General features: G+C 43.9%; 30 protein-coding genes and 1 tRNA gene. 6 read left to right on the top strand and 25 right to left on the bottom strand.

Going from position 1 to position 25037, the window contains the following annotated elements; translation table 11 throughout:
- Positions 1-620: 620 nt before the first annotated feature.
- Together EBO34_RS03065 and EBO34_RS03060 are read left to right on the top strand one after the other, a co-directional pair.
- Complete coding sequence (locus EBO34_RS03065) at positions 621-2297, top strand: DEAD/DEAH box helicase (RefSeq protein ID WP_122896477.1); 1677 nt, start codon at positions 621-623, stop codon at positions 2295-2297.
- Positions 2275-3108 carry a YqhG family protein gene (locus EBO34_RS03060; protein ID WP_122896476.1) on the top strand — a complete coding sequence of 278 codons (834 nt, stop codon included), beginning with the start codon at positions 2275-2277 and terminating at the stop codon, positions 3106-3108. Before EBO34_RS03065 ends, EBO34_RS03060 begins: the two co-directional genes overlap by 23 nt.
- Positions 3109-3169: 61 nt before the next feature.
- Here EBO34_RS03060 and EBO34_RS03055 read toward each other — a convergent pair whose 3' ends face one another.
- The 9 genes from EBO34_RS03055 to comGA all read right to left on the bottom strand — a co-directional run bounded on the left by EBO34_RS03055 (position 3170) and on the right by comGA (position 7988).
- Positions 3170-3370, bottom strand: a complete 201-nt coding sequence (locus EBO34_RS03055) for a YqzE family protein (protein WP_122896475.1) — start codon at positions 3368-3370, stop codon at positions 3170-3172.
- A 52-nt stretch (positions 3371-3422) separates the two neighbouring features.
- Complete coding sequence (locus tag EBO34_RS03050; protein WP_122896474.1) at positions 3423-3929, bottom strand: shikimate kinase; 507 nt, start codon at positions 3927-3929, stop codon at positions 3423-3425.
- Positions 3929-4321 carry a competence type IV pilus minor pilin ComGG gene (gene comGG / locus EBO34_RS03045; protein ID WP_183163689.1) on the bottom strand — a complete coding sequence of 131 codons (393 nt, stop codon included), beginning with the start codon at positions 4319-4321 and terminating at the stop codon, positions 3929-3931. Before comGG ends, EBO34_RS03050 begins: the two co-directional genes overlap by 1 nt.
- Positions 4311-4826, bottom strand: a complete 516-nt coding sequence (locus EBO34_RS03040; protein ID WP_249414054.1) for a competence type IV pilus minor pilin ComGF — start codon at positions 4824-4826, stop codon at positions 4311-4313. Before EBO34_RS03040 ends, comGG begins: the two co-directional genes overlap by 11 nt.
- Positions 4753-5079 carry a type II secretion system protein gene (locus EBO34_RS03035; protein ID WP_183163687.1) on the bottom strand — a complete coding sequence of 109 codons (327 nt, stop codon included), beginning with the start codon at positions 5077-5079 and terminating at the stop codon, positions 4753-4755. Before EBO34_RS03035 ends, EBO34_RS03040 begins: the two co-directional genes overlap by 74 nt.
- The gene (gene comGD / locus EBO34_RS03030) at positions 5066-5500 is read right to left on the bottom strand and encodes a competence type IV pilus minor pilin ComGD (protein WP_122896470.1); all 435 of its coding nucleotides are present in this window, start codon (positions 5498-5500) and stop codon (positions 5066-5068) included. Before comGD ends, EBO34_RS03035 begins: the two co-directional genes overlap by 14 nt.
- Complete coding sequence (gene comGC / locus EBO34_RS03025; RefSeq protein WP_122896469.1) at positions 5487-5795, bottom strand: competence type IV pilus major pilin ComGC; 309 nt, start codon at positions 5793-5795, stop codon at positions 5487-5489. The genes comGD and comGC overlap by 14 nt, the downstream gene beginning before the upstream one ends.
- 68 nt (positions 5796-5863) lie before the next feature.
- Positions 5864-6898, bottom strand: a complete 1035-nt coding sequence (comGB, locus tag EBO34_RS03020) for a competence type IV pilus assembly protein ComGB (RefSeq protein WP_122896468.1) — start codon at positions 6896-6898, stop codon at positions 5864-5866.
- On the bottom strand, positions 6885-7988 hold the full coding sequence (gene comGA, locus EBO34_RS03015) for a competence type IV pilus ATPase ComGA (protein ID WP_236785028.1): 1104 nt from the start codon (positions 7986-7988) through the stop codon (positions 6885-6887). The genes comGB and comGA overlap by 14 nt, the downstream gene beginning before the upstream one ends.
- A gap of 77 nt (positions 7989-8065) precedes the next feature.
- Here comGA and EBO34_RS03010 point away from each other — a divergent pair.
- A tRNA-Gln gene (locus tag EBO34_RS03010) sits at positions 8066-8139 on the top strand.
- A 148-nt stretch (positions 8140-8287) separates the two neighbouring features.
- Here EBO34_RS03010 and EBO34_RS03005 read toward each other — a convergent pair.
- Positions 8288-8728: a YtxH domain-containing protein gene (locus EBO34_RS03005; protein ID WP_122896467.1), complete on the bottom strand. Its 441-nt coding sequence runs from the start codon at positions 8726-8728 to the stop codon at positions 8288-8290.
- 319 nt (positions 8729-9047) lie between these two features.
- On the opposite strand from EBO34_RS03005, the gene EBO34_RS03000 reads away from it, so the two are divergent.
- On the top strand, positions 9048-9290 hold the full coding sequence (locus EBO34_RS03000) for a DUF2626 domain-containing protein (RefSeq protein WP_122896466.1): 243 nt from the start codon (positions 9048-9050) through the stop codon (positions 9288-9290).
- A 49-nt stretch (positions 9291-9339) separates the two neighbouring features.
- Here EBO34_RS03000 and EBO34_RS02995 read toward each other — a convergent pair whose 3' ends face one another.
- Complete coding sequence (locus tag EBO34_RS02995) at positions 9340-10473, bottom strand: class I SAM-dependent methyltransferase (RefSeq protein WP_122896465.1); 1134 nt, start codon at positions 10471-10473, stop codon at positions 9340-9342.
- Positions 10474-10623: 150 nt separating this feature from the next.
- A complete protein-coding gene (locus EBO34_RS02990) occupies positions 10624-11259 on the bottom strand; it encodes an MBL fold metallo-hydrolase (RefSeq protein WP_122896464.1) in 636 nt (211 codons plus the stop codon).
- Positions 11260-11497: 238 nt separating this feature from the next.
- Between EBO34_RS02990 and EBO34_RS02985 the strand changes: the two genes are divergently transcribed.
- A complete protein-coding gene (locus EBO34_RS02985) occupies positions 11498-11680 on the top strand; it encodes a DUF2759 domain-containing protein (protein WP_122896463.1) in 183 nt (60 codons plus the stop codon).
- A 59-nt stretch (positions 11681-11739) separates the two neighbouring features.
- Here EBO34_RS02985 and EBO34_RS02980 read toward each other — a convergent pair whose 3' ends face one another.
- The 12 genes from EBO34_RS02980 to EBO34_RS02930 all read right to left on the bottom strand — a co-directional run bounded on the left by EBO34_RS02980 (position 11740) and on the right by EBO34_RS02930 (position 22825).
- Positions 11740-12795 (bottom strand): MTH1187 family thiamine-binding protein, encoded by a 1056-nt coding sequence (locus EBO34_RS02980; RefSeq protein WP_283234587.1) that lies wholly within the window; start codon positions 12793-12795, stop codon positions 11740-11742.
- 16 nt (positions 12796-12811) lie between these two features.
- Entirely contained in the window at positions 12812-13399 is a 588-nt protein-coding gene (locus EBO34_RS02975) for a hypothetical protein (RefSeq protein ID WP_122896461.1), read from the bottom strand.
- Positions 13400-13416: 17 nt separating this feature from the next.
- On the bottom strand, positions 13417-13650 hold the full coding sequence (locus tag EBO34_RS02970; RefSeq protein ID WP_346725792.1) for an ABC transporter permease: 234 nt from the start codon (positions 13648-13650) through the stop codon (positions 13417-13419).
- Positions 13651-13777: 127 nt separating this feature from the next.
- On the bottom strand, positions 13778-13912 hold the full coding sequence (locus EBO34_RS21030) for a hypothetical protein (RefSeq protein WP_283234576.1): 135 nt from the start codon (positions 13910-13912) through the stop codon (positions 13778-13780).
- A gap of 321 nt (positions 13913-14233) precedes the next feature.
- A complete protein-coding gene (locus EBO34_RS02965; protein ID WP_249413982.1) occupies positions 14234-15604 on the bottom strand; it encodes a 2-hydroxycarboxylate transporter family protein in 1371 nt (456 codons plus the stop codon).
- Between the two features lie 560 nt (positions 15605-16164).
- Positions 16165-16878, bottom strand: a complete 714-nt coding sequence (locus EBO34_RS02960; RefSeq protein WP_122896459.1) for a response regulator — start codon at positions 16876-16878, stop codon at positions 16165-16167.
- Entirely contained in the window at positions 16875-18473 is a 1599-nt protein-coding gene (gene dcuS / locus EBO34_RS02955) for a DcuS/MalK family sensor histidine kinase (protein WP_183163685.1), read from the bottom strand. Before dcuS ends, EBO34_RS02960 begins: the two co-directional genes overlap by 4 nt.
- A 271-nt stretch (positions 18474-18744) precedes the next feature.
- On the bottom strand, positions 18745-19515 hold the full coding sequence (locus EBO34_RS02950; RefSeq protein ID WP_122896457.1) for an ABC transporter permease: 771 nt from the start codon (positions 19513-19515) through the stop codon (positions 18745-18747).
- 4 nt (positions 19516-19519) lie between these two features.
- Positions 19520-20224 carry an ABC transporter ATP-binding protein gene (locus EBO34_RS02945; RefSeq protein WP_122896456.1) on the bottom strand — a complete coding sequence of 235 codons (705 nt, stop codon included), beginning with the start codon at positions 20222-20224 and terminating at the stop codon, positions 19520-19522.
- 689 nt (positions 20225-20913) lie between these two features.
- Positions 20914-21879: an ROK family glucokinase gene (locus tag EBO34_RS02940; RefSeq protein WP_122896455.1), complete on the bottom strand. Its 966-nt coding sequence runs from the start codon at positions 21877-21879 to the stop codon at positions 20914-20916.
- Positions 21880-22087: 208 nt separating this feature from the next.
- Entirely contained in the window at positions 22088-22285 is a 198-nt protein-coding gene (locus EBO34_RS02935; RefSeq protein ID WP_122896454.1) for a YqgQ family protein, read from the bottom strand.
- 33 nt (positions 22286-22318) lie between these two features.
- Positions 22319-22825, bottom strand: a complete 507-nt coding sequence (locus EBO34_RS02930) for a hypothetical protein (RefSeq protein ID WP_122896453.1) — start codon at positions 22823-22825, stop codon at positions 22319-22321.
- Between the two features lie 150 nt (positions 22826-22975).
- Here EBO34_RS02930 and EBO34_RS02925 point away from each other — a divergent pair, with 150 nt between their 5' ends.
- Complete coding sequence (locus EBO34_RS02925; protein WP_122896452.1) at positions 22976-23371, top strand: YueI family protein; 396 nt, start codon at positions 22976-22978, stop codon at positions 23369-23371.
- Between the two features lie 48 nt (positions 23372-23419).
- On the opposite strand, the gene EBO34_RS02920 is transcribed toward EBO34_RS02925, so the two are convergent.
- The gene (locus tag EBO34_RS02920) at positions 23420-24880 is read right to left on the bottom strand and encodes a spore germination protein (protein WP_122896451.1); all 1461 of its coding nucleotides are present in this window, start codon (positions 24878-24880) and stop codon (positions 23420-23422) included.
- Between the last annotated feature and the right edge of the window lie 157 nt (positions 24881-25037).

Below are 25037 nucleotides of genomic sequence, written 5' to 3'. Positions count from 1 at the left end.
ACTTGAAAAGGAACAGTACTCTCTTTCATAGAAATTATGGAATTGGAAAAGATATAAACTGATGAAAACTTTTGCACCTCTATGGTATCACTTTCTTAATTTGATTGGCAATAACATCGTTAGACAATTTCAAATAGGAGCACTACTTTTTAAGTGAGGCTCTGTTAAACTCTTGTGTTAATTTTCGCTCCAATGCGTTCCTTTTCCATGGAAGCGCCGGTGTGCCTCCTTGTGCTCCGCGAGGCCACTTTAGTCCGATAATGATGTCACCACTTTTGGGCTCTGATTGCAACATAAAGTGAGTTTTGATTTTTGGATGTGCTAAAGGTCATTGTCGTTATAAAAATGTGTTAATTGGAGCGAACGCGCGACCCTCCTGCGGGAGGTGCGAGTTCCGGGGAGACCCCGGAAGCGGAAAGTGCAATGAGCGTAGATCAACACCTACCTTCTCTGAGCCTATCTAAAAAAAATAAACTTTTTCCGTGGCTTCCTCCGCACTCCTGCGCATTAGACCAGCGATGAGCGGTTGAGAGTTCCCAAAAAGTGTGTTTTGGGGCAGCCTTTTTAATTCACAATGAACCTAAACTATGTCAATAAGTGTAATGAAAGGAGCTTTATATATGAACACTCCGGAACTGATTTTTGATGAAGAATGGACATCCTCATTTCTTGAACGGGTTGAACAAAACGGACCATGGGCGAACTGGCAGATGTATAAGATGGCAATTGAAGCTGAAAAGGAGCTGATTATAGATAACTTTGACGGACTCCGTGCACCATCACACCTGCCGCACCTGACCATCTTTCCCCACCAGATGGAAGCAGCAGAGCGGGTACTGACAGAAATGAACGGAAAAGCCATCCTTGCTGATGAAGTAGGTCTTGGTAAAACCATTGAAGCAGGGCTGATTCTAAAAGAATATATGATTCGCGGCCTTGTGAAAAAAGTACTCATCCTTGTTCCTGCATCCCTGGTCACTCAATGGTGCCGTGAACTTAATGAGAAATTTTTTATTCCCGCCGTGGAGCAGCGCAAACATTATGTCTGGGACAGGTGTGACGTGATCGTAAGCTCCATTGATACAGCAAAGCGGGATCCACATCGTTCTACTATTTTTGAACAGAAATATGACATGATCATTATCGATGAGGCCCATAAACTTAAAAACAAGAATACAAAAAACTATCAATTTGTCCGTCAATTAAAAAAGAAGTTTTGTCTGCTGCTTACAGCTACACCAGTACAAAACAAACTCAGTGAAGTATTCCACCTCATCTCAATTTTAAAGCCGGGACACCTGGGAAATGAAGAAGCCTTTACGAAAGAATTTAAAGATGCCGATCAGCATGAGGAATTACGACAGATTGTACAGAAGGTAATGATCAGAAACCGCCGCTCTGACTCTGATATGGACTGGCCGAAGCGGATCGTAAAAACGGTGGAAATTGATTTCTCAGACGAAGAAAAGCAGCTTTATGATCACGTTTCAGCTCTTAAAAACCGCTGGGGAAATCAATATCAGTGGAGCCTGTTCCCCTTTACTGTTCTTACGTTACAGCGGGAGTGCTGTTCAAGCCGGGAGGCTGTTTATATGACACTGAAAGGTCTTTTAAGCCAGGAAGAAATGGCACCTTCCCTCAAAGCAGAGCTGGAGAGAATCATGGGGATTGTAGAGAAAATTACACGTCATGCGAAAGCAGAAAAAGCGCTTGAATTAATTCAGTCCATTGACGATAAAGTGATTATCTTTACAGAATACCGTGCAACCCAGCTTTACCTTCAGTGGTACTTTGCCCAGCACGGCATTAAGGCCGTTCCTTTCCGCGGTGGCTTTAAGCGCAGCAAAAAGGACTGGATGAAACAGCTCTTTAAAGACAGAGCGCAGGTGCTTATTGCAACGGAAGCAGGAGGAGAAGGAATCAACCTTCAGTTCTGCCATCACATGATCAACTATGACCTTCCCTGGAATCCGATGCGTATTGAGCAGCGGATCGGACGGATTCACCGGCTCGGCCAGGAGCATGACGTGCACATATATAACTTTGCCGTACTGAATACCGTAGAAGATCATATACTGAAAACCTTGTACAAAAAAATCGGGCTGTTTGAAGAAGTCATCGGAAAGCTTGACGATATCCTGGAAAAGATGAGAGAAGAAGAGCTTGAAGCTCATATATCAAACATTCTGAACCACTCTGAATCAGATGGTGAAATCAGAATTAAGCTTGACAATCTCACTGCTTGTATTGATTCCGGAGAGGAGGATGAACAGTATGCTGCAAACGGACGTGCATAATTACCTTAAGACATTTTTCAAGGAAAATGACAGCCCTGTCATTGAACAAAGCGACGGCCACCTTCATATACAGCTGAGTATTGACATGGATAAGAATTTGATGAACCGCCCCTTTTACTGGCATTATCTTGAAAAAATCGGCGGTGTACCAAATCCTATGGAGCTCACACTCATTACGGATGAGACGAAAGCACCCGAAGACCTCAAAGGGGAACGGATTCACTTCGGTGCACCCAGACTTCACCAGGTTTTCCGGCTGGCAAAAGAACTGGGCTCCCATGTTAAAATGTATGAAAAAGTTGCCCGGACAAGTCTTACCGGCGGCTCGCTCTCTCTTTTACCCTGGCTGAATGTAAATGTAAAAATCTCTTATGAGGCCGAAAAAAAGAAAGACCGGCTCGTTTCCCTGGGCCTTAATTTAGTGAATGGGGAAATGGTAGATGGTTTTTGTGATCAAATGCTCGACTGTCCTTTAGAGCCTGTTATTCCCGATTACTGTTTTACCGTCTCCCCTCTGATTAAGCCTGCCAGCGGGATGAACAGAATCCGTCAGTACCTTGAGGATGAACTTAAAACAGAAGATCATGCATGGGCACATGATGCTGTTAACAAAATGGAGGCAGACCTACGTTTACTGGACACCTTTTATGAGCAGTCAGAAACAGTGCCTGAAACGTATGAAAATGAAAAAGAAGCTATCAGAAATCAGTATGAGCCGAAAATCAATATGTCGATTATAAATGGAGGTCTGTTTTATTTACACCAGCACCCACTTAACATCAGGAGGGTCATTCTTCCTTACAGAAGATAATAAAAGCCTGATCATAGAAGTAAAAAATACCCCGGTGCGTAAGATTGGCACCGGGGGTTGATTATTTTTGTTTCTGCAGTCTGTTTCTATTCTTTTTATAAACGAGCAAAAAAGCAAATGGTACAAGTCCGAACCAGCGATGCATAGCGGGAGGACGAGCTTCCTTTTTCTCCTGCCGTTTCTTTATTCTTTCACTTTTAGGCTGATCCGCATACTCAACAACCTGCTGGGTTACAAATTTCACATAGTCATTTGTTTTCATTTTGTCACCTTCTCAGATTACTCTTCTCCATTGTAACCTGATTCGTGATGAACTATTCATCAAAGTGCTGAAGGGCCTTTTGAACGACTTCATAGGGTGAACACCCTTTTGTATCAAGAGTGAGTGCAGCCCACTCATAACCAGGTCTTCTATTCTCATACCGTTCCCTTAACACCTCTTTTTCCCCTCTGGCTAAAGGGCGGCTTTTGTCGTCTCTGATCCGTTCGTATAACACATAAAAAGGGGCATCAAGAAAGAAGACTGTACCGGTTCTTTTCATCAACTTGCGGTTTTCTTCCTTCTCTGTCACCCCTCCCCCGGTAGAGATCACGGCCGTTTTAACAGAAACCTCCCGGAGAGCCTCTGACTCGAGATTTCTGAAGCATGCCTCTCCAGAGTCTGTAAATATTTCAGGTATGGTTTTGCCGCTTTTTTCTTCGATATATTCATCAAGATCAATAAAGCCAAGCCCAAGCTTCTGAGCAAGCAGCTTTCCCACCGTCGATTTCCCCGCACCCATAAAGCCGGTCAGATAAATCGTCTTTTTACTTGTTTTCATTATCCAAGCACTCCTCCTTCTTCCCAATCCGTCACTGCGCCGGTTGTAACATTCAGATAGAACGTTCCTTCCCGCATTGCCCCTGAATGTGTTTCCACCTTCAATCGAATGAAATAGATGTCATCAGAAATCAAAGTCACCTCATAGCGTATGATCCCGTCACCGGTAGCTTTTGTTCCTAATTGTAACTTATCACCATCATCTTCTAGAATCAACGCAGACACAAACTCTTTGCCCGTAAGCAGCAGATTATCCATTTGAATCAATTCCCAATGCATAGCTGTAAAGGACTGTTCTGACTTGAGAATGGTGACTTGATGCAGTATTAAGCCACTGAAGACAAGGAGAATAAAAACAGCTGTAAGCATGACAAACCCCTTGTCATTCTTCATCATCATCACCTGTTCCTGTGATAGAACCGAGCCTTCTTTCATACTCACGGCCGTCCGTTCGTCTAACGGAAATTTCGACGCCTTGATTTACGATCGTAAAAGACGCAGAGGTAACCTCTTCCAGGTATACATCATACCCTCTTCCTTCCACCTGCCTTACAATCCTGTTGTTATGAACAATAAACGTTTCAGTCTGAACCGTGCCATCGACTGCCATTTCCATCACCAGTCTCCTGCCGTCACTGTCCGTCCAGTATTGTTCTGCAGATCTCAATGCTTTTTGAAATTGAAACATAAACAGCATGACCGGTTCATCGGTATAAGGGGAACTTTGCTTGGTAAGAAAAACGGGGTAAAGAGATAGAAGAACAGCGGTGATAATCATAAAAACCGACAGGGAGACAACCAATTCAATCAGAGTAAAAGCTTGTTCATTCGATTTTGTATAAACACTTTTCCCTTGTTTTCGTTTTATACTGCCAATGGATACAAACCTCCAGTTCACTTTTTTCAAGGTGTTTTGCTCTGACAAAAAACACGGTTCCATTTCGCTCAACAGAATCGGGAAGTTCAGGCTCATCATAGTAGTACGCCAGAATGAGTTCAGTCAGTTTTCCGTGAACAAACAGCTCCTGCTCCAGCCAGACCCTCTCTTCTTTTATCTGAATATAAACCGGCAGCATCGTTCCTGCAATCAATGATATTAGAAACAAGCTGATCACAATTTCAACCAGTGTAAACCCGCTACACTTTTTCAATATAAAAACGCCCCCTGATAAAGACAAAAACGATGCGGTAGAGGTTTTTATTATTATAATTAAATGTAAGTGTGCCGGAGCGGCTCACGTTTCCATTTTGGAGAAACTGTGGATTGGACAGACCCATGGACGTGCCTGCAACGCTTAATTTTTCAGGAAAATACCGCACCTGTAATTCTGATCTTCCCTGCATAATCACATATTTATTATCTACACTGTCAAAAACAAAATGAACCGTCCTCCCTTCATTTACAGCTTTCATTTGTGCAAAGTAAAAGTCTTTTTCTAGGAGCTCAAAAAATAAGTCCGCTTCCCCGGTTTCCGGCTGTTTAAATAATGGCAGTGTAATAAGAAGTAAAGAGGAAAGAATGGACAGAACTACAGCAAGTTCAATTAGGGTATGCCCTCTATTCCCCGCCAACTTTACTCACTTTGCCTTTGTTATCAATTGTTAATTCTGAATTGTCAGGGCACGTAATCCGGGTGACGTACTCTTCAGTTTTCAACTTCTCAAGGTTTTCCACCGGCTTATTATGATGCGCCTTATATGCCAGAGCCTGAGCCTGAAGCATTTCAATGGTCGCATCGCACCCTTTATCATTCGCCACTTCTGTGTTTTTTCCGAGACCCGGTACTGCAATCAGGAGTAGAATACTGATGATCATTAAAACAATCACCATTTCAATTAATGTAAAACCCTCTTGCCTCATTAACATTCCTGCACCTCTTTTCAATTTTTATCCATCATTAAAACCTCATCCTCACCTCCTTAACAATTACACTTTTACCAGGTAGTAGTCATTTGAAATACCGGGAGCATTAACGATAAAAATAAAACAAGAACAAACAGACCAATAACAATATATAAAACCGGCTGCACCTTTCTGATAGCTCCCTCCAATTTTAATGTGATACGGGTAAATAAGAAGGAGCCGTATCGTTCCAATTCTTCACCTATTCTTCCTTTTGCTTCTCCCAGAGCAATGACTGTTTCAAGCTGTTCTTCGTAATGGAAATGGGTGTTAATCACACGCGACATTAGCTCTCCCTTTTGAATATCGTGCTTTATCCGTTTGGCTTCCTCTCTGTAAAAAAGTAACTGGCTGTCCTTAGACAACATAACCAGGCTTTGATTCAATGACAATCCGCTGTTTAACATAGGTGAAAGCTGGGTCACAAGGAAATATGTCAGGAACGATCTTGTGTAGGTTCTTATAAAAGGGAGGCACAGCAAAATCCGGATTTTCCGATGAGGCGGCCAGGATTTGAGAAGCCAGAGGACTGTAAGCAGTATGGCACACCCTGTTATGAGCAAAGGAAGATCAAAAAACTGAAGAAGAGTAAAAAGAAATTTAGTGATCATGGGAAGTTCCTGATCCATCTGGAGAAAGAACAGTTCAAATTGAGGAAGGATCGACCGGAGTACAACAGATACCAGTACAATTAAAGCAAACAGCATCGTTAGGGGGTATTGAAGGATTTTTTTTGCATTTTGAGTTAATTGATATTTGGCAGCACAGAGATCAGCGGATATCATTAGCCCTTTGTGAAAATTTCCGTACTTTTCCATCATAAGAAGGTGGTTTGTGATTTCTTTTGAAAACCCGTATTCAGTAAGGAAATCGGAAAAATATTCTCCCTGACGCAAAGCCTCTGATACCGCACGAATCATTTCGCTTGTCCTGCTATCATAATACCTTTCAAGGATAATGAGTCCTTCCTTGATGGGGTATCCTTCTTTCGTTAATACGGCTAGCTCCTTTAACCACTCTCCTCTCTCCAGGTCATTCTTAAATGGTCCGCTTTTACGCTTTAACATATGACCGCCTCTCCCATTTTTTAATTTCAAAACCGGACAAATATCCGAGAGAGTATGCCTTTTTCATGTGATCTTCCATCTTTGAACCCGGGGGGATCGTTCTGTTGATGACACCTTGAAGATCATGACCATAGAGGATATCAAAAATAGCAGCTCTTTTCCGTGAAACAGAGCAGGATATGTGACACTCTTCCTTACAGTAGGGACACGATAACCTGACCAATGTCTGAGTTGCTGCCAAAAGGAGCGTTTCCGATATCTCAGTTCTCGACATACCGAACTCTTCAAGACGCCTGACTGCCATAGCTGTTGTAGAGGAATGCAGTGTGGATAAAACAAGATGACCGGTCATGGCTGCCCGAAATGCCATCCTTGCAGTTTCTTCGTCACGGATTTCACCGATCATAATGACATCAGGGTCGTGGCGCAGCACATTTCTCAGCCCCTCTGCATAATTGACCCCGGCCTTTTCATTGACTTCCATTTGTAAAAATTCATCGTGCCTTCTCTCCACAGGATCTTCCAGTGATATGACGTTTCGCTTTTCTGCAAAGATACTCTCGTTCATTAACGAGTATAGTGTGGTTGTTTTACCTGATCCTGTAGGACCGCAAATAAGGATAAGACCGTGATTGGAAAAACTGAAGTTGAGGAGTTTTTGTGCTTGGGAGTGGAAAAGTGTAAGATTTTTTAACGGGGGAGGACTGCCCTGGCGAAGAAGCCTGATTACGAGGGTTTCGGAAAAAGTCATTGGAAATGTTGATAAGCGCAGGGAGTACAGGTGTTTTCCCAGAAACATTTCCAGCGCACTGGTTTGTGGCCGCCTTCTTTCTCCTATGTCCATACCGGATAAAAATTTGAGATGAGCAATCATTTTCTGAAGAAGGATAGAACTTGTTTCGTGGATATCCATCAGTTCACCGTTTATCCGGTACCTGATCAGACCCTTTTGATGAGTGGGGAGAATATGAACATCCGATGCCTGCTTTCTTGCCGCATCCATAAGAAGTTTTTTAGCCCATTGCTCAACATCCATCGGCATCACCAGCCTTTCGTATTTACTCGTTTCGATATACATTATTCTACACATTTTTCCATTTCCCTTCTTTTTTTCTTTCCTGGTGCATATTTTTTTTTGAAAGTGCCATCCTATATTTTGTAGAGCGATGGGGTGTAGCCAAGTGGTAAGGCAATGGACTTTGACTCCGTGATCGTAGGTTCGATCCCTGCCATCCCAACCATACATAAAAAGAGGGCGTTTCATAAGGCTCAATGCCTTTGAACCGTCCTCTTTTTTTTCATCATTGGAGGCTTACTTCAAAAAACTTTTTCTCCTTTTGTTGTATAAGAAAAGCAATCCCTGCCGGAAGCACGGGATTGCTTTTTCGATTATTTTTTAAGTTCGGCTGCATCTTCCTGCAGCTTTTCGCGTGTTTCTTCAATTTCCTGAATGACCTGCTGAGCAAGTTTCTGCCCTTCACCTTTTTCTTCTTCCAGTATATCTTTTACATCCGCAGATAAATCTTCGCTCAGATCAGCTGCCTTGTCTGATAAACGGGATGTTTTATCTGAAACACGGCTCCACTGCTCTTTTGCTGCTTCAGTCCACTCACCGGACTTTTCCTTGGCAAGCTGAGAGTACTCATTACCTCTTTCTTTAGCTGCGTTTGTAAATTCAAGCGTCTTATCCTTCGCAGAATTAGCCTGCTTATTGATATCCTCACGCAATTCTCTTCCTGATTTAGGTGCTGTCAACATCGCTGCTGAAGCTCCTACAATGCCACCTACAATTGCACCGATAATAAAATCTTTTGTGTCCATTTTACTCATAACCTGGAACCTCCCATTTTTGTTGTCGAAATAGTTAATGTAAAAAACCATTTATTTATCCTTTACCTTAATTTCTACCCGGATAAACAAAATTCCTTTTCTAAAGTAATATTTCTCCTAAAAAGTTATTCTGCACTGTTCGTCAATTTCTATTCAAGCTCAGTCGTAAATACAGCTTATTTTGACAAAAATCTGCTTCTTTTCGATTTCTCACAGATTTGTTTTACAAAAGGACAATTACGTTTTATAATAAAGTGTATTGATTAATGCATACTAAAACAAAGCAAGTTTCCGAGCTACATAAAAGGAGGGATGCATCATGGATCGCATGTTCCGTGTAATCAGCTTCTGGACTGGAATTATGGCCGTTCTCTTTATGGTTGGTGGGATGTACGAAATGGCAATGTTGTTCTTCGGTCAGACTGGGGTATTTTTGGCTCTCAGCTACTTAAACCTGACTGAACGCACATACATCTACATCTTCGGCGCATACTTAACGTTGTTTTTCGTAGGCTTCACTTACTATACCACGTTTATCATGGTACCTGGAGTAGGTCACTAGGCTGTAACATAGTCTTTGAAGAAACCCCGGACAATTGTCCGGGGTTTTTTCAAATTTTGTAGGGATCACGGACAAAATAGGAGTAGTTATGCCTGCTGTTAAGCCCAACCGTCTGCACGTTCACCTGAAAAGCCCCGCTGATACCTCCCGGCTGAACAAGAGACCGAATTCCCCTGTTCTGACGTGCAGGTTCAGAAAAAGGGTTGGCATCTGTTGTTTCCTTTAAAAAAGTAAACAAACCTGCTTTCATCAGAAATGTCCCTTGATTTTCGTGAACGAGCTCCTTCCAACCAGCATCAGCTGCTATGGCTCTGTATGCATCCCACTGCACATGGGAGGTGAGGTCCATGCTTCCAGGATTGGCCAGAGGATCATTTTCCTGCATATGCTTTTTATACCCCCTGAGAGACCCTTCCCTTAACACAGGTTCGCATTTTTCCTCATTTGTATAGCCATAGTCAATTGTAATAACCACCCCTTTCTTTATCCAGGCGGCCACTTCCTCCATCCATTGTTTCATTCTTGGACACACCTCGGTCCTGTGCCCTTCAGGAATATCCGGTCCGTAAGTTTCATACCAGGATCTGACCTTTTCGTTTTCACACAGATGTAAGGATTCTTTAAGTTCTCCCTCATGCAACGTAATAAAAACTTCTTTAAGCTGACTATCACGTACAGCGATCACATGAGCGGGAAGCGCATCTAAAAGCTCATTCGAAAAAACGATTCCTTCTCCTTCATTGCTATGTTCCTTCAACTCATCCATTGATTTTAAAATATGTACAGCAGCTTTATGCAACTTCAGCTTTTTATTTATTTCATTCCGGTGGTAGCCGCTGACCTCAACAATAAAATAGTTCATTTTCTCATAATTCTCGGGAAACGCTTGTTTAATATAATCCAGAAAATGAAGAGCAAACGTACCATCCCCGGCTCCAAATTCCGTGAAAACAAAAGGAAGTTGTTCCTTTTCCAGGACTTCTGTTACAAACAGTCCGATCGTCCACGAAAAAACCGGATGAACATGATTACTCGTAAAAAAATCACCATTTCCGCCAAGCTTCTTCTTTTCGTTTGTATAATAGCCCGTTTTCGGTTCATACAGGCATGTTTCCATGAAAGAATCATAATCGATCCGTTTGTCCGGGCTGTTTTCAATTAATTCTATAAGTCGTTCCTTCATTTACCTTCTCCTCCCTTCTGTTAGAGGTTCGAGGAAGAACAGGTTTATCCTTTAATATCAAACGGATTATTATCAACATTAGCCTTTAAACCTCTTAAAAAATGCCCCGAAAAGTGGGATTCCACCTTCCGGGACAGCTCTCTTGCAGATTTAAAACCCGTTCAAAAACGGATTAGATTCTTTTTCTTCACCAATTGTCGTCGTTGGTCCGTGACCATTGGCTACAATCGTTTCATCGGGCAGTGTCAGCAGCTTTTCATGAATGGACGATAACAATGTGTCTGTATGCCCTCCGGGGAGATCAGTTCTTCCGACACCTCCCTGAAACAATACGTCTCCAGAGAAAATGACATTCTCCCGGGGCATATAAAAGGATACGCTTCCCGGTGAATGGCCGGGTGTTTCCAGCATGGAAAAAATGAACGGTCCTGCTTTGAGCGTTTCCTCACCGCTGATTGTCTCCACTTCTCCATTAACGCTGATAAGGTCCAATCCCGGAAACTTTCCTGATCCGTTCTTGGATGGGTCGGTGAGCCATTCCTTTTCTTTTTCATGAACGAATACCGGTACATTTACTTCCTCACGAATCTCATTAATTCCACCAATGTGATCAAAGTGCGCATGTGTAAGGACAATGGCTTCCAGAGTCAGTCCTTTTTCTTTCAATACCTCCAGCACTTTAAATCCATCTCCACCGGGGTCTATCATAATTGCCCGATTGTCTTCATTATGTATAAGGTACCCGTTAGTCTGCAGGGGGCCAAGCGGCATCTGCATAATCTTCATTTTCTTCTCCTCCTCATTAATCCAGGCTATGCTTAATCTTGAATTTTTAACATTTTTATAATTAACTTAACAAAGCCAATCTCTTAACTCCTATTGTACTAAAATGAAAAGGTTTTTCCAAAGAAGATGACAAGGACTCGACAAAAAGTGAAAAAACAAGTAAAATAAAAATGCACTTAGGAAAGACTATTTATTGAATGGTTTTCGCAGGACTTTACATACGTTAGGAGGCGAAAGTATGGCCTTTGGGATTATTTGTTTATTAGTAGCGATCTTGTCAGCCCTCGGCTTATTCCGGGAATTAAAGAACAAAAACTTCTTTGCCGTAGGATTCGCAGCGGTTACTGTTGCAGTTTTTGGCTGGTTTTCTGTAATGACAATTTTTTCCTACATCGTCCGTGGTGGCGGCGGAGCAATGTAAACGTGTTTTAGATGTAAAAGAGGATGTCCCTTCCCGGGGCATCCTCTTTTGCTTAATCATCAGTTGTTTGCTTTTTCAGTAACACGTTTTTTCTTTTCCTCCATGGAGTCTTCCTTATCTCTGCGGTCATCAATCCGAATGTTTGTTGCCACTCTCTTAACCCCGTCATGAAACGGCAGTTCGTGAATTTTCCGGAGTACTTCAAAGAGAACAGAGAGTTCGGCTTCAATCACTGTGCTCACGGCGTTCACTTCAAAAGTAAGCTTGCCTTCGTACTCTTTTAAAAGGTCATGAACAGCAGCAATTTGTTCTGATTCACTTGTAGTAGCTTTCCCTACTGGAATAACACTGACATCTGCAGTTACCATTGATATACGCTCCTTTTTATTCGGCTTTCTCTTTTCCCTTACCTTTTGAGGGAACTCTTTAAACGCCAGTCTTCTGTAAGAGCGTATGGCAGTGTTAATATGATGTTCCTCCGGTTGTTTTGTGGTAACGTACCGCTGAAGCCAGAACGAAATCCTGAAGAATAAACGGTGAACCATCGTTTCCTTTGTTCTGTTTAGCCAGTAGGTAAGAACAGGCATTAAAATAAGGGCACCTGCTGCTGATACATTAATAACGGTGTGAATCCCAATCCCACCAATAACAGCCAAACTTGCTGAGAGCAGTGTAAACATGAAGAAATACATCACAATGGCATTGGTTGAACAGTGTCTGTTCGTAATTTCAGCTTTCATAATCTGTTTTCGATTAAGAGCGCTCACCCTGTCCCGGTAACTGAAGACTTTATGTTCCGCTCCGTGATACTTCCTAAGTTCACGGGGAAAGTAAAAGTGTGTGCCTGCCAGAAATAAAAGAATGGCAGCCAGAGGGAGTCCGTCTGTGCCAGGCCCCCCTGCTGCTTCTATGACTGGCGGTCCTAATGTAAATAAAACAAGCAAACCGAGAATGATATGATACCAGAGAGGCATGGAGAGAAAAACCAACTTCCCTGCTGCGGACATTGATTTCCCATTTACCGGCTTTACCCAGGTACGGATTCTTCCGTCTTTTTCATAAGAACAGGCGATATAACGCTTCCCCATAAACATGACGCCCTTTTGAAACGACATTCCCCGGATCACAAGATTATTCCCCCGCAGTTTCAAGTGAGGTTCTTGTTAAGACCCAGTATTGTGTTCCATTGGAGAATGAAACATCCCCCGGTGCCAGAGTCCCGGATTCGAGCGAACTCCCATGGGTCCATGTATGGGCGTACCTTACCTCTCCGTATGCAACATCTTCTTCAGCATCAAAGGTCATGTTTATGGAGCCGCTGTTACCATAGGTCAGATTGTCTTCCATCATATTTGGAAAGGAGAACAAAATCCCTTCTGTACTTTCCTTAATCTCGTCAATTGAATAAATCTCATCAGCTCCCTGCAGAAGCTGCAGTTCCGCTTCGTTCACATCCACATCGACAAGATTGTTATCTTCGTCGTAAAGAATAATTTCGATATAATCAGTGCCGATCACACCATCACCCGGCATGGTTTCCCAGTTCCAGCCTGCAGTTACCCTGTTTTCTGTGTCATCTATATCCAGGTACAATTCCGTTCTTGCATCAAGGTCTTCATTAGTAACCTCATCTGCACCCATGATTGAATAGTAACCAAACGCAAATAATCCAATCATGACAGTCAGCGGTAAAAAAATAACTAATTTATTATTCCACATTTACAAATAGCTCCTTTTTATTCTTTCTTTTCATTCACAATTCCGATTAACTGCATGTCCTTATTAAAAAAGTACCAATAAAAGATGACCGTCACAAGCATAGCCGCCAGAGACACGGAAGCAAAGATACTCAGAGAAATAACAATCTGATAGCGTATGGCTTCAATCAGCGCTACCCCTCCCAGGATCAAGCCTGTCCCTATAATTAATGTGCACTTATAAAACAGGTTAAATAACTTTCTTTCATCCAACGTTTTTCTAGCTGTTATCTATCAGCACTAACGTTCATATTTTAGGTTTAACTTTTTATATCACTCATATGAGAATACGTTCGTTACGATGAGGTTCCACTTACAGTACCTTTTATTCTTTTTTCTGTCATATGCGGTTATCGATTAAGGAAGAAAGTCTCTTGTCTTCAATGTTATCAATATCTGCTTCATTCAGATAATGCCTGTAATCATCATACGTCTTTTCAATCAGCTTTTCCACCCGTTTGATATGAACTACCATATGTAAGTTCTCCACAAATTTATAGACTTCCTCCTTAATTTCTTTGCTCTTCAGTTTTAAATTGCTCTTTGTCTATTAATTTCTTTTCCGCTACTACCGTTTCAACATTTAGTCTATTCTCCACTATTCCTCTAACTTGATTATAGTACCACTTTTTATTCGTCGCTGTTTCCTGACAGGTAGCCTGTGTTTTACAATAACGTAATGAAGGCAGAAGCGCCGCCGCTTCTGCCTTCTGATTTTTTAATTCTACTGTTCAAATATAGTGGAGGCTGTTAACATGAGATATCCTCATAATGGCAGCTTTACTGTACCACTTCATCAGAAAAAGCTCATCAACAAGCCTGCCAGCAGAAGAATGACGGCGCCTCCAAGACGGGAGGCAATCTGTGCGAACGGCATCAACTGCATACGTTTCGCAGCAGAGAGCACCGCAACGTCGCCTGTTCCACCCATATTAGCCATGCAGAGACCTGCAGTGATGCTGGATTCAATCGGGTAGAAGCCAACGAGTCGTCCGATAATACCGGCTCCAAGCATCGCTCCGCCTACAACACCGAAGACAATCAGCACGTATTGCAGCGTCAAGGCATTCAAGACGGCCCCAAGATCTGTATACGCAACCCCGATACCGAAAAGCAGGGCAAGGGTGAAAGCTTTAGCTACAAATTGATACCACTGGCTTGCTCCCTCCACAATTGTGGAAGGAAGCAGGTTCATGATTTTGACTGCTGCTACCAGCAGGATCATGATGGCGTATGGATGAATCGGCAGAATAACTCCAAGCAACTGGCCGACGGTGAAAAAAAGCATAGCTGCCAGGACACCGACACCGAGCTTTTTCAGGTCGAATGTCGTCGTCGTTTTTGTTTCTTCAAAACCATCCATGAGTTTACCGTTACCGGTGAGAGTTGGAACACGTTGGCCGAGCTTATGGAGCATGCTTGCCATCACAATGGCAAATACGTTACCAAGAGCCAGAGCCGGAACAAGAATCGAGATATAGTAGCTCGCCGGCTGACCCAGGAATTCGGAATAAACCTGAGCCATTGGAACAGCTCCGGCACCCATACCGCCGCCCATGATCGGCAATGTAATGACGAGAACCGCATCCTGAAGCGTAAATCCGACTATCTGCCCGATAATCGCTGCGAACAGAACTGCCCCGGCAATCGCCCCGAAAATAGGTGCAAAATAACGTAAGCCGATTTTAACGAGCATTTGCGAATTCATGCCGAGAATACTGCCTGTGATGAGTGCTGCAATGTAGAAGTCCAGGAACCCGCCTGTTGTCATGAACTCGTCAACCTGTGTCACCATCGTGTCCGGCAAAATGCCGCTGTACACAAGGTAGGCCGAACCAAAGATCGCCACGATCGCACCACCGCCGAGATAGCTTTTTACGATTGGGGTGCGGTCCCCAATCCAGCCGAACGTTTCCCCAATAACCATCATGATAAGCAGGCTTCCGATCATCCCGGCCGGCAGCGTCTCCGTGAAGACCGCCGCAAGCGTCAATAATAGTACAACCGCAAATATCGGCAATGGAATATGAAAAACAGAAACCTTTCTCTTTTGCTTTGACTCCTCAGGTAATGTATGCAAAGACTGCTTTTTAACTGTACGTTCAAGTGCTTCCATGCTGTTTTGCTCCCTTCTGTTTCTCTGTTGCGTTTCCAATGCTTTAGCCACAATCCGTACCACTTCATTATTTAAGGGAAGGGCCTGGGAATACTATAGGACGGTTTCAGCTCTTCGTCCGGAATCAGTCCGGTGATCGCCTCCACTGCCGCTATTTTCATCTTCTCAGTAATATCTTCTGACCCGCCGTTCAAAACCCAAAGGAAAATCCGGGAATGTCGGGTAGGTTGTTGATTTGATTTGGAAACCCGATCTGCCCATAGCTCTGCTGCGGCCCGAAGTGTATCGTTTGGTTAAATTTCCTGAACGGGATGCGCCGTGTAAAGCCGATCATACTGTCTTCCATAAGCCGCACCTGCGAGGCTTAACTCCTCCGCGCTCTTTACAGACGCCCTGTTTGTCATTTCTATTTTCCTTTTAATCGTTTGTGTAATTCTTCTGCTTCACTTTTATATCTTTTAATTGTCAAATTCCTCCCTCCCAGGAAAACGCTTTCATTTCTAGTGTTTTTTTAGCGTAAGCTATTTTTTCGCAGAATCCTAGATTGAGTAAATTAACAATTCATTTTGTAAATAAAAAAAGCTGACCGTCCATCGGTCAGCCCGCTTGCTTTATTCTTTTACTCGTTCCAGGAGCTTCTTCTGCTGTTCGTCATCAAGCAGAAACAAATGCTGCGGGCGACCGACCGTACCGTAGATCAATCGTTCCCCAGCCATCCCTGTTTCCGCCATATACTTCAGGTATTTCCGTACTGTCACACGGGAAATGCCCGTGCCGGCAGCAACATCCTCCGTGGAAAATGCCGGCTTTCCGACTTTTATAATCCCATCAATTACTGTAAGAAACGTATTATCGGAGAGCCCCTTCGGAAGCTCGTCCACCTTTGTTTCGCCCTTGGGAAACCACTGCTCATCCAGCTTCTGCTGATCCAGAACGGTATGCTCTTCGAATAGCTTCCTCCTGCTGCGATATTTCATCATCGCTTCCTGGAACCGTTCAAAATCAAACGGCTTCATGATGTAATCCACTGCGCCGTACCGCATCGCTTTTTTGACCGATCCGGCATCCGACGCTGCCGTAATGAGGATGACATCCCCTTCCCATAAGCTTTCAGCACGAAGCTCCTGAAGCAGTTCCAACCCGTTATCAGCCCCGATGTAGATATCCAGCAGAAGCAGGTCTATCCGTTTATCATTCAGCTGTCTTTTCGCTTCCTCATAAGTATGTGCAGTTCCGGCGGCACGAAAGCCTTCCAGCTTACCTACATAGGAATTGTTCCACTTTGCGACCATTGGATCATCATCCAGAATAAGCACGTTAATCATCGCTTCTCCTCCTGACTTTCATAAGGCAATGTGACGATAACAGTCGTCCCATGCTCTCTGAGTGTATCAATGGAAATCGTCCCGGAGCAGTCTTGAACCGTCGACCAGACAAGATAAAGGCCGTATCCCCGGTCAGCACCCTTTGTAGAATACCCTTTCATAAACAGCTTCTCCTGGTCTTCTTCGCTCAGCCCCGATCCGTTATCCCCCACCTCAAGGAGCAGTTCTTTTTCCTTAATGCGAAACATTACTCGAATCATTCTGGTTTCCTGCTGCTGTACCGCTTCTACGGCATTATCGATGAGGTTACCGGCAATTGTAATTAAGTGATGATTCATCTGGGGATCAACAGGGGCAGGAATAACAGAAGGGCAGACTACTTCCATCTGAACCTGCTTTTCACGGGTATAGCTGAGCTTCCCATGCATGAATCCACTGAGGACCGGATCAGCAAACTGTTTCAGCGCGGTATGAGTAGCCGGGGATTCGAGCTCGGTCAGCTCATGGATATAATCCTGCAGCTCCTCATATGCTTCTGTGTGAAGCATTCCCAAAATCACGTGCAGCTTATTTTTCATTTCGTGCGACTGTGCACGGAGCGCTTCACTATAAACCTTTACGCCGGTCAGCTGCTCAGCGAGCGCGTTGATTTCCGTTTTATCTCGGAAGGTTGAGATGGCACCGACAACTTCTTCACCGACAGTCAGGGGCACCCTGTTAATCAGCAGTGTCATTCGTTCCAGGCGCAGTTCTTCGTCCAGCTCCGCCTCTCCAGTCTCCAGCACCCGGTGCAGCCCCGTCTCCGGCAGAAAATCTACCGCTTTTATGCCAACCGGATCCTGATCCAATCCTGCACCCTCAAGCAGCCTTCTCCCAGACTCATTGACAAGCGTCACCACCCCCTCCTGATCCACCGCAATAATGCCTTCCCGGACGGATTGGAGCATCCGGTTCCGCTCCTCAAACGTTCTAGCGATATTCCGCGGCTCCTGTCCGTGCAGGATTCTTCGGACATAAGCGGCAATCAGCACTGCGCCTGTTATGCCGATCGTTAGGCCAAAAAGGGAACTCGTGAGAATAATTCCGTGATTATCCGATAGCAGCTCATCGATTGATTCAATCGAATCTCCCACGGCGACTGCTCCTATCTGCTCTCCATCTCTACTATAAACCGGAGCAAATGAACGTAGAGACTGAGAAAGTGTTCCTTCTGCCACGGAACTATACGTTTCTCCGTTCAGAGCAGGCCCTTCATCTTCCCCTATGAACCGCTCCCCAATTAAACTCTCGTCCGGATGTGAATAGCGCACCGCATTCATGTCCATCACAACAACAAACAAAAGGCCTGATGTTTCCCGCACCCTCTCCGCATACTCCTGCACAGATGCGGCATCATTAGCCTCCAGCCCCGCTATGACCCGTTCCTCCTTCGCAATAAGCTTGGCAAACGTCTGTCCCTTACCTTCCTGTTCTTCCAAAATATTATTCCCCACAGCATGGTTGATCAGCACGTCCGTCATCAGCAACGAGGCACCGACGACAGCGACAACCAGCATGATCAGCACCGTCCGCAAAGAAAGCTGCTTTCCCTTCACAGTTTCACCTTCACCTGCCTCTTTCCAGAATGTTAAATTCCTAAGCCTGCAACAATTGGTGCTATAGCGTTTTTTTAATAACCAAAACCTTTGAAGAATGCTCATGCTTGTCCCAGTGGCAAATCCACTATGATTATACATCCACCTTCCAAAAAATTGGATTTTCATTCGTTCATATGCGAGAAAAATGGTCACCTTTGAGTTTCATATGGCTATGCCGTTCTTCGGAATTACCTGATCGGCTTGGAAGGCTGTTATAACAAAACCGGGCCTACTTTTCACCAATCGTCACCATCTGCTGGTTTTTATTAAAGAAAAACCGGTAGAAAATAACTGTCACAAGCATAGCCGCCAGAGACACGGAAGCAAAGATACTCAGAGAAATAACAATCTGATAGCGTATGGCTTCAATCGGCGCTACCCCTCCCAGAATCAAACCTGTCATCATACCAGGTAATTGAACCAATCCTATTGTTTTTAAGCCATCCACGTTTGGTATCATGGCTGCTTTTACAATTCTACGGATCAGGATTGTGGAAGCTTGCTCGGGCTTTGCACCAAGTGACAAGGCAGCAACGATCTTGCCTTTTGCTTCTTTAAATTCACTTTTCATTCTCTCAAGAGCCAGCCCGATTGCAATCATACTGTTTCCGATGACCATACCGCTCATAGGTATAACCTGGTCAGGCTCAAAGTTAATCATATCAAACCCCAGCCACATAGCGAGGATCAGAAGCTGGACGCCCACAATGACTGAAAAAATAACCGGCCTCAGAAATGGAATACCTTCTCCCTTTTTACTTGCATGAAACGTGGCAACAGTAACCATCACAAAGAGCATAAGAGAGATACCGATTAAAGGTGGAAGTGAAAACAGATATGTAAGCACATACCCGATAATAAACAGCTGCACTACCCCTCTGAATGATGACCAGGCAATGGATCTGCTTAAGCCAAGTGAATAAATATAGGAAAGGGATACGGGAATGAGAACAAAGAATATTAACAGAAACATGGACAGGTTTGAAATCTCAGGTGCCATACTCTCACTCCTTCAAAAAATACTGCAGTGACTCTGTCTGCGGATTGTTAAACAAGTCTTCGCTTTTGCCGCTTTCAACGATCGTCCCTTCTTCCATGTACACTGTCATGTCTCCAAGGCGTTTTGCCTGAGCAACATCATGTGTAACCATGACAACTGCATGAACCTTATCAGGAACGAGTCCCAGCAGGAACTCTTCAATCATTTCAACGTTTTTCAAGTCAAGAGCGCTTGTCACTTCATCAAGAAGAAGAATATCCGGTTTATTGGCAAGTGTCCTCGCCAGTGCAACTCGTTGTTTTTCCCCACCTGATAAATCTTCCACATCCCTCGTAAGATACTCTTCCGGAAGCTGGACATTTTTTAACAGGCGGACTCCCATTTGTTCTTCCCATTCACCGAACAATTCAGGTCCATACTTAAGATTATCCTCTACTGTCCCATCAAATAATGAGGAGGACTGAAACACCATACCTACAGACTTTCTGAGGGAGGTAATATCATATTCTTTTACATCCTTTCCTCTGTAAAGAATTCTGCCTTCCTCGGGATCATTTAACCGGTTTAACAGCATTAAAAGGCTGCTTTTTCCTGCACCTGAAGAGCCGATCAGTGTTATTATTTCTCCTTTATGAACCTCGAAAGAAATATCACGCAGTACCTTCGTACTCACGTGTTCTGCCTTGATAAGAAGGTTTGTATTTTCCATATCATTTCACCTGTTTTCCTGAAGTCGTTAATAGTATACCTGTTTTGTGATGGTTGAGCCAAAAATAACGGGACTCCTAAGTATTAAAAGGGGCTCACCGGCGACAATCCATGCAATCAGCATAAATCATCAAATGAGTTTGCAGAACCTGATAAAAAAAGGAAAGAGGCTGGGACAGAAGTGTTTTGTCAACGAAAATCCGGACGAATAAATGCGGTGCAAATACATTGCTCCTGAAATATACTCCGCTTTCCACGGGAAGCGGGTTACCCTCCTCCAGCTTTCCTGCTTCTTCCTCTGCCAGCTAACCTGTGAAGCTGACTGCGTCGAAGCAACTCGTCGCATTTTCAAGAAGTAAGCGCTCGTCACTGTGGGATCTCACCTTTGCTTTTCAGAAGGCACTGAAAAAGTTCGATCTTTAACTTTTCCAGTGCCTTCTAAGCAATGAACGTAACGGTTGTCATTTTTTAAAGCCTGATATGAGTGGGTTTCTCGTATCAGGCGCGCATCCGCTGAAACCATTGCTACTCAAATAAAAGCCACTGAAAAAGTTGTTTTGTACTTTTTCAGTGGCTTCCTTTTAATTCCGCAGGAGTCTGCGTATATTTCATCCGCTATGTTAGCGCATTGTTCGGATTCTCAGCTAAACACTTTCTTTATGTCTCAGCCTCTTTCATTCTTGTTAATCATTATCCTTTTTCCTTAACGAGCCAGGCAGCACCGATCACTCCAGCGTCGTTACCAAGGCGGGCAATCTGGAATGTCGTTTCTTCAGCAATTTTCGGGAGTGCAAAGCGGTCAAAGTGCGGCCGAAGTGCGTTTAACAGCTTTTCTTCTGCTTTAGATACTCCTCCGCCTATAACAATAACATTCGGATTAAGGCTGTTTGCAAGATTCCCAATTGCAAGGCCCAGGTGGTACATCGCTTCATGAATAACCTCTTTCGCACTTTGGTCATTCTTCTCTGCTGCATCAAACACGTCTTTCGCTGTTATCATTCCGGTGTTTTCAAACTGATCATACAGTGCTCCGGCTTTATTGGATTCAATCTTTTCCATAGCAAGTCTTACAATTCCGGTTGCAGAACTGACAGTTTCAAGGCAGCCGGTTTTCCCACAGTTACATGGGGCTCCCCCTTCAGGTACGGAAGTGATATGACCAATCTCCCCAGCCATTCCGCAGGCTCCATGAAGGACGAAACCTTCAGAAATGATACCGCCGCCTACACCAGTTCCAAGAGTTACACAAAGCATATTCTTCGCACCGTCACCGGCACCCTTCCACATCTCTCCGGCCGCAGCCAGATTGGCATCATTGTCAGCAAAAACAGGAACCCCGGTCTCTTTTTCAAGGCGCTCCTTTAACGGATAGTTTCTCCAGCCGATATTAACGGCCTGATAGATGAACCCCGTATCTGCTTCAATAAAACCAGGCGCACCGACACCAATCCCTTTGATGTCTTTAAAGCCTGCATCAAGGGAATAAAGCTTGTCCCCCAGGGCAGAAGCTATATGTCCAGGTATGTGATGACCTGAATCACTTATGTCAGTAGGAACTTCCCACTTAGTAATAAAGCTGCCGTCTTCATCTAAAATCGCAAGTTTTATCGTTGTTCCGCCGACATCCACACCGGCGAGCCAGTTTTTGTTTTCCATATGTATCACCCTTTTTTCTATGCTGTTCACACAAATAAGTGTATCACGATTTTATGTATTTGCTTATGATTTTCTCTTCTGAGCACGACTGAATTTAATGGCCCTCCTGAAGGGAAACGTGATGGTTCCTAGGGATTTCACTATTCTTTGCAGCAGACTCCGTGACATGGGCCCAGGATCATCCTGGCCCCGGAAAAGCAGAACCCGGTTACCTGCGTGCTATCCGGCTTTTCTCCTGTCTGATGATCATTTTTGCCTGCAGATAGTCGTTATTATCAATCATGTTCATTTTATGAAGCTCTCCCAGTTCTTCTCCCATAAGGTCAAGATCATCAGAACGATCACCAGTATAGATGATCGTCCCAAAGCGTTTAAGTAACTGCTGTATGTCAAAATAGGTTTTCATTTTTATCCTCCGTCAGCCTCTGATCATCATTTATTATACCAGTTTTAAAACTGCGATAAAAACAAATAGAAGGATCGGTACATATTGAACAAGAAAGCGAAACTCCATTAAATTCTTTAACCGCCAGACAAGCCAGGCACTGCTCACCACGCCAACAGCAAAAACGACTGTAAACAACACGATGAACCACTTTGAGAAGCCTGCAATGCCGATTTCGAAACCGAGAAAGAAAAAGAATACCGCGAGTACACCCCAGTGCAAAAGTCCTCTCGTAGGAATGTAACCGAAGGATGGGTGATAGGTACGAAAGAAAAAAACCGCAAGAATAACAGAAACAAAAGAGATAAGCCCTTTTAACAGTGGATCAGGGAACCAGAGCCAACCTCCCAGCAGCATGCCGATCCATACGAAAAAAAAGAAAATCAGCCCTGTTACAGTGAATATCATCTGCCAGGAGAAGACGAGCTTGGCGGTAAGTAACGAACCGACGGCAACTCCTGTTAATAAAATAAAAAATGTAAATACGATGACTTCAATCATTGGTAAGCCCCCCTCGGTTATGTGTATGAATGAAAGCCGCCGTTAAGGACAAGAATTTGTATTGTAAGGACTCGAGAAAAACTGGTATAATGAGGATGTAAAAAGATTGAGAAGTACTGAGCAAACTCAAGACAGAAACGGGGAATTACTATGTCAGAGGAAAAATTAAAAGAAGTACTCAAGCAAGGCATCTATGGTTCACCTGAAATCCGGCCGGATGAGCGAAAGCTTTTTCTTTCCACATTAAGAGAGCGGGTCTACCTTGCCCTTACGAACAGACAGGTGCGCGAGCGTGGAATGTATGATCAGGCACTGCGTATGATGAAAAATCATTTTGATGTAACGATGTATATAAATGGCTCACTTAATTATCCTTCCTATTCTAATTATGTAAAGGAAGCGAATAAGAATGGCGTCCAGTTTACGATTGTAAACGACGGAAAAGATTCTCCTGTCGGTCTCGTTCTGGCTTCCCGTACAGCAGTTGAAAAAGAGAAAATCTTTATTACAGACGAATTGTATGAACGTGATATGGGTAATGGGTGATGAAAATGCAAAAAGCTGACTCCGCAAAAGGTGCGTGAGTCAGCTTTTTTATTTGTCCGGATCGATAGGGTGGATTGATCTGGGACGGCGGTTCTTTAATGGCATGGGAGCTCTGAAAACCACATCCCTTAACCCTCTGAGGTTTAATGGCAGGAACGGCCAGAAATAAGGTGTATCGAAAGAGCGCATACCGGCAAGCAGTAGGATAAGCAGTGTCGTACCGATAATGTATCCGGGTACGTGAAAAAAAGCGCATAAAAGCAGAAGGGCAATTCTCATCAGACGGTTTGCCAGACTCATCTCATAGCTTGGTGTCGCAAATGAGCCTACTGCGGAAATAGCAAGGTAGAGAACCACTTCATGAGAAAATAGCCCGACTTCAATTGCCACTTCCCCTATCAGAATGGCAGCAACAAGCCCAAGGGCGGTAGCAAGAGCCGACGGTGTATGAATAGCTGCCATCCTGAGCATCTCAATTCCGATTTCAGCCAGGAGAAACTGGCCGATCAATGGTACTTCCCCAGGTTCATCAATACCAATATAGGAAAGCCCCTCTGGCAGAAGATCAGCGTTTTGAGCGAATAAAAACCACAGGGGAAGTAAAAAAATACTTGTCCAGACAGCCGCAAAACGAACCATCCTTAAGGCACTTCCCACTATAGGCTTTTGGCGGTATTCTTCAGCATGCTGAAGGTGGTGCCAAAATGTTGTCGGCGTAATAATAACACTCGGTGATCCGTCTACAGTAATAAGAACGTGTCCTTCCAGCACGTGTGAGGCGGCAACATCGGGGCGTTCTGTGTACCTCACAACCGGGTAGGGATTCTTATGCTGTCCGAACAAATACTCTTCGATGGTCTTATCCCCCATAGGAAGTCCGTCAGTGTCAATTTCATCAAGGCTGCTCTTAATATATTCAATAAGTTCATGATCAGCAATATCTGCGAGATACGTAATACACACGTCACTCATAGACCTGCGCCCAATTCTGATATATTCATTTCGCAGGTTCCGGTCGCGGATCCGCCTTCTTACCAGTCCTGCATTAAAAACCATTGTTTCAACAAAACCGTCCCTTGAGCCGCGAATGACCTGTTCGGAATCCGGCTCAGAAGGTCCTCTGATCTCATATTCACGGGTATCAATAACAAGTACCTCGGACTGACCATCGATAAGAAGGACAGCAGGACCGGACAAAATCTCAACCAAAGCTTCTTCGAGATCATCTACTTTTTCAAGCTCTATGTACGGTATCCGTGATTTGAGAAGGTGATCAAGAATATTATCTTTTGTTGCACCGTCGATATGGTTTAATTCTCTTTGTATCTGAGTAAGAGCGTCGTCCTTTGCAAAACCGTCGACTGTGTATAGAGCCATTTCAATACCGTCATATTCGAGATCAAGGTTGATCAAATCAAAACTCTTATCAACCGCGAGCTCTCTGTTAAGATAATCAATATTTTCTTTCAGACATGGTGAAACCGGTTGTTTCTTTGGCAGCTTCTTCATTTAAAGCCCTCCTCCCTTCACCTCATTTTCTGCCAAAACCACCTTTTCAATGCAAAAAATAAAATAAACCCCTTAATTATTACAAGGGGTCAGACCCTGAACAGTTGTTCAGGTAAGGAAAGCCTGTAAAATAGCGATTTCTGATTTTACGGGGTCT

The organism is Alteribacter keqinensis (assembly GCF_003710255.1).
Lineage (GTDB): Bacteria > Bacillota > Bacilli > Bacillales > Salisediminibacteriaceae > Alteribacter > Alteribacter keqinensis.
This window is presented reverse-complemented; position numbering and strand designations above follow the sequence as displayed.

Excerpts from the sequence above, each read along its gene's own strand:
- EBO34_RS03065 (WP_122896477.1), top strand. The coding sequence starts at position 621 with ATGAACACTCCGGAACTGATTTTTGATGAAGAATGGACATCCTCATTT.
- EBO34_RS03060 (WP_122896476.1), top strand. The coding sequence starts at position 2,275 with ATGCTGCAAACGGACGTGCATAATTACCTTAAGACATTTTTCAAGGAA.
- EBO34_RS03055 (WP_122896475.1), bottom strand. The coding sequence starts at position 3,370 with ATGAAAACAAATGACTATGTGAAATTTGTAACCCAGCAGGTTGTTGAG.
- EBO34_RS03050 (WP_122896474.1), bottom strand. The coding sequence starts at position 3,929 with ATGAAAACAAGTAAAAAGACGATTTATCTGACCGGCTTTATGGGTGCG.
- comGG (WP_183163689.1), bottom strand. The coding sequence starts at position 4,321 with ATGAAGAATGACAAGGGGTTTGTCATGCTTACAGCTGTTTTTATTCTC.
- comGC (WP_122896469.1), bottom strand. The coding sequence starts at position 5,795 with ATGTTAATGAGGCAAGAGGGTTTTACATTAATTGAAATGGTGATTGTT.
- comGB (WP_122896468.1), bottom strand. The coding sequence starts at position 6,898 with ATGTTAAAGCGTAAAAGCGGACCATTTAAGAATGACCTGGAGAGAGGA.
- comGA (WP_236785028.1), bottom strand. The coding sequence starts at position 7,988 with ATGTGTAGAATAATGTATATCGAAACGAGTAAATACGAAAGGCTGGTG.
- EBO34_RS03005 (WP_122896467.1), bottom strand. The coding sequence starts at position 8,728 with ATGAGTAAAATGGACACAAAAGATTTTATTATCGGTGCAATTGTAGGT.
- EBO34_RS03000 (WP_122896466.1), top strand. The coding sequence starts at position 9,048 with ATGGATCGCATGTTCCGTGTAATCAGCTTCTGGACTGGAATTATGGCC.
- EBO34_RS02995 (WP_122896465.1), bottom strand. The coding sequence starts at position 10,473 with ATGAAGGAACGACTTATAGAATTAATTGAAAACAGCCCGGACAAACGG.
- EBO34_RS02990 (WP_122896464.1), bottom strand. The coding sequence starts at position 11,259 with ATGAAGATTATGCAGATGCCGCTTGGCCCCCTGCAGACTAACGGGTAC.
- EBO34_RS02985 (WP_122896463.1), top strand. The coding sequence starts at position 11,498 with ATGGCCTTTGGGATTATTTGTTTATTAGTAGCGATCTTGTCAGCCCTC.
- EBO34_RS02980 (WP_283234587.1), bottom strand. The coding sequence starts at position 12,795 with ATGTCGTTTCAAAAGGGCGTCATGTTTATGGGGAAGCGTTATATCGCC.
- EBO34_RS02975 (WP_122896461.1), bottom strand. The coding sequence starts at position 13,399 with ATGTGGAATAATAAATTAGTTATTTTTTTACCGCTGACTGTCATGATT.
- EBO34_RS21030 (WP_283234576.1), bottom strand. The coding sequence starts at position 13,912 with ATGGTAGTTCATATCAAACGGGTGGAAAAGCTGATTGAAAAGACGTAT.
- EBO34_RS02960 (WP_122896459.1), bottom strand. The coding sequence starts at position 16,878 with ATGATTAACGTGCTTATTCTGGATGATGATCCAATGGTCGCAAAGTGG.
- EBO34_RS02950 (WP_122896457.1), bottom strand. The coding sequence starts at position 19,515 with ATGGCACCTGAGATTTCAAACCTGTCCATGTTTCTGTTAATATTCTTT.
- EBO34_RS02945 (WP_122896456.1), bottom strand. The coding sequence starts at position 20,224 with ATGGAAAATACAAACCTTCTTATCAAGGCAGAACACGTGAGTACGAAG.
- EBO34_RS02940 (WP_122896455.1), bottom strand. The coding sequence starts at position 21,879 with ATGGAAAACAAAAACTGGCTCGCCGGTGTGGATGTCGGCGGAACAACG.
- EBO34_RS02935 (WP_122896454.1), bottom strand. The coding sequence starts at position 22,285 with ATGAAAACCTATTTTGACATACAGCAGTTACTTAAACGCTTTGGGACG.
- EBO34_RS02930 (WP_122896453.1), bottom strand. The coding sequence starts at position 22,825 with ATGATTGAAGTCATCGTATTTACATTTTTTATTTTATTAACAGGAGTT.
- EBO34_RS02925 (WP_122896452.1), top strand. The coding sequence starts at position 22,976 with ATGTCAGAGGAAAAATTAAAAGAAGTACTCAAGCAAGGCATCTATGGT.
- EBO34_RS02920 (WP_122896451.1), bottom strand. The coding sequence starts at position 24,880 with ATGAAGAAGCTGCCAAAGAAACAACCGGTTTCACCATGTCTGAAAGAA.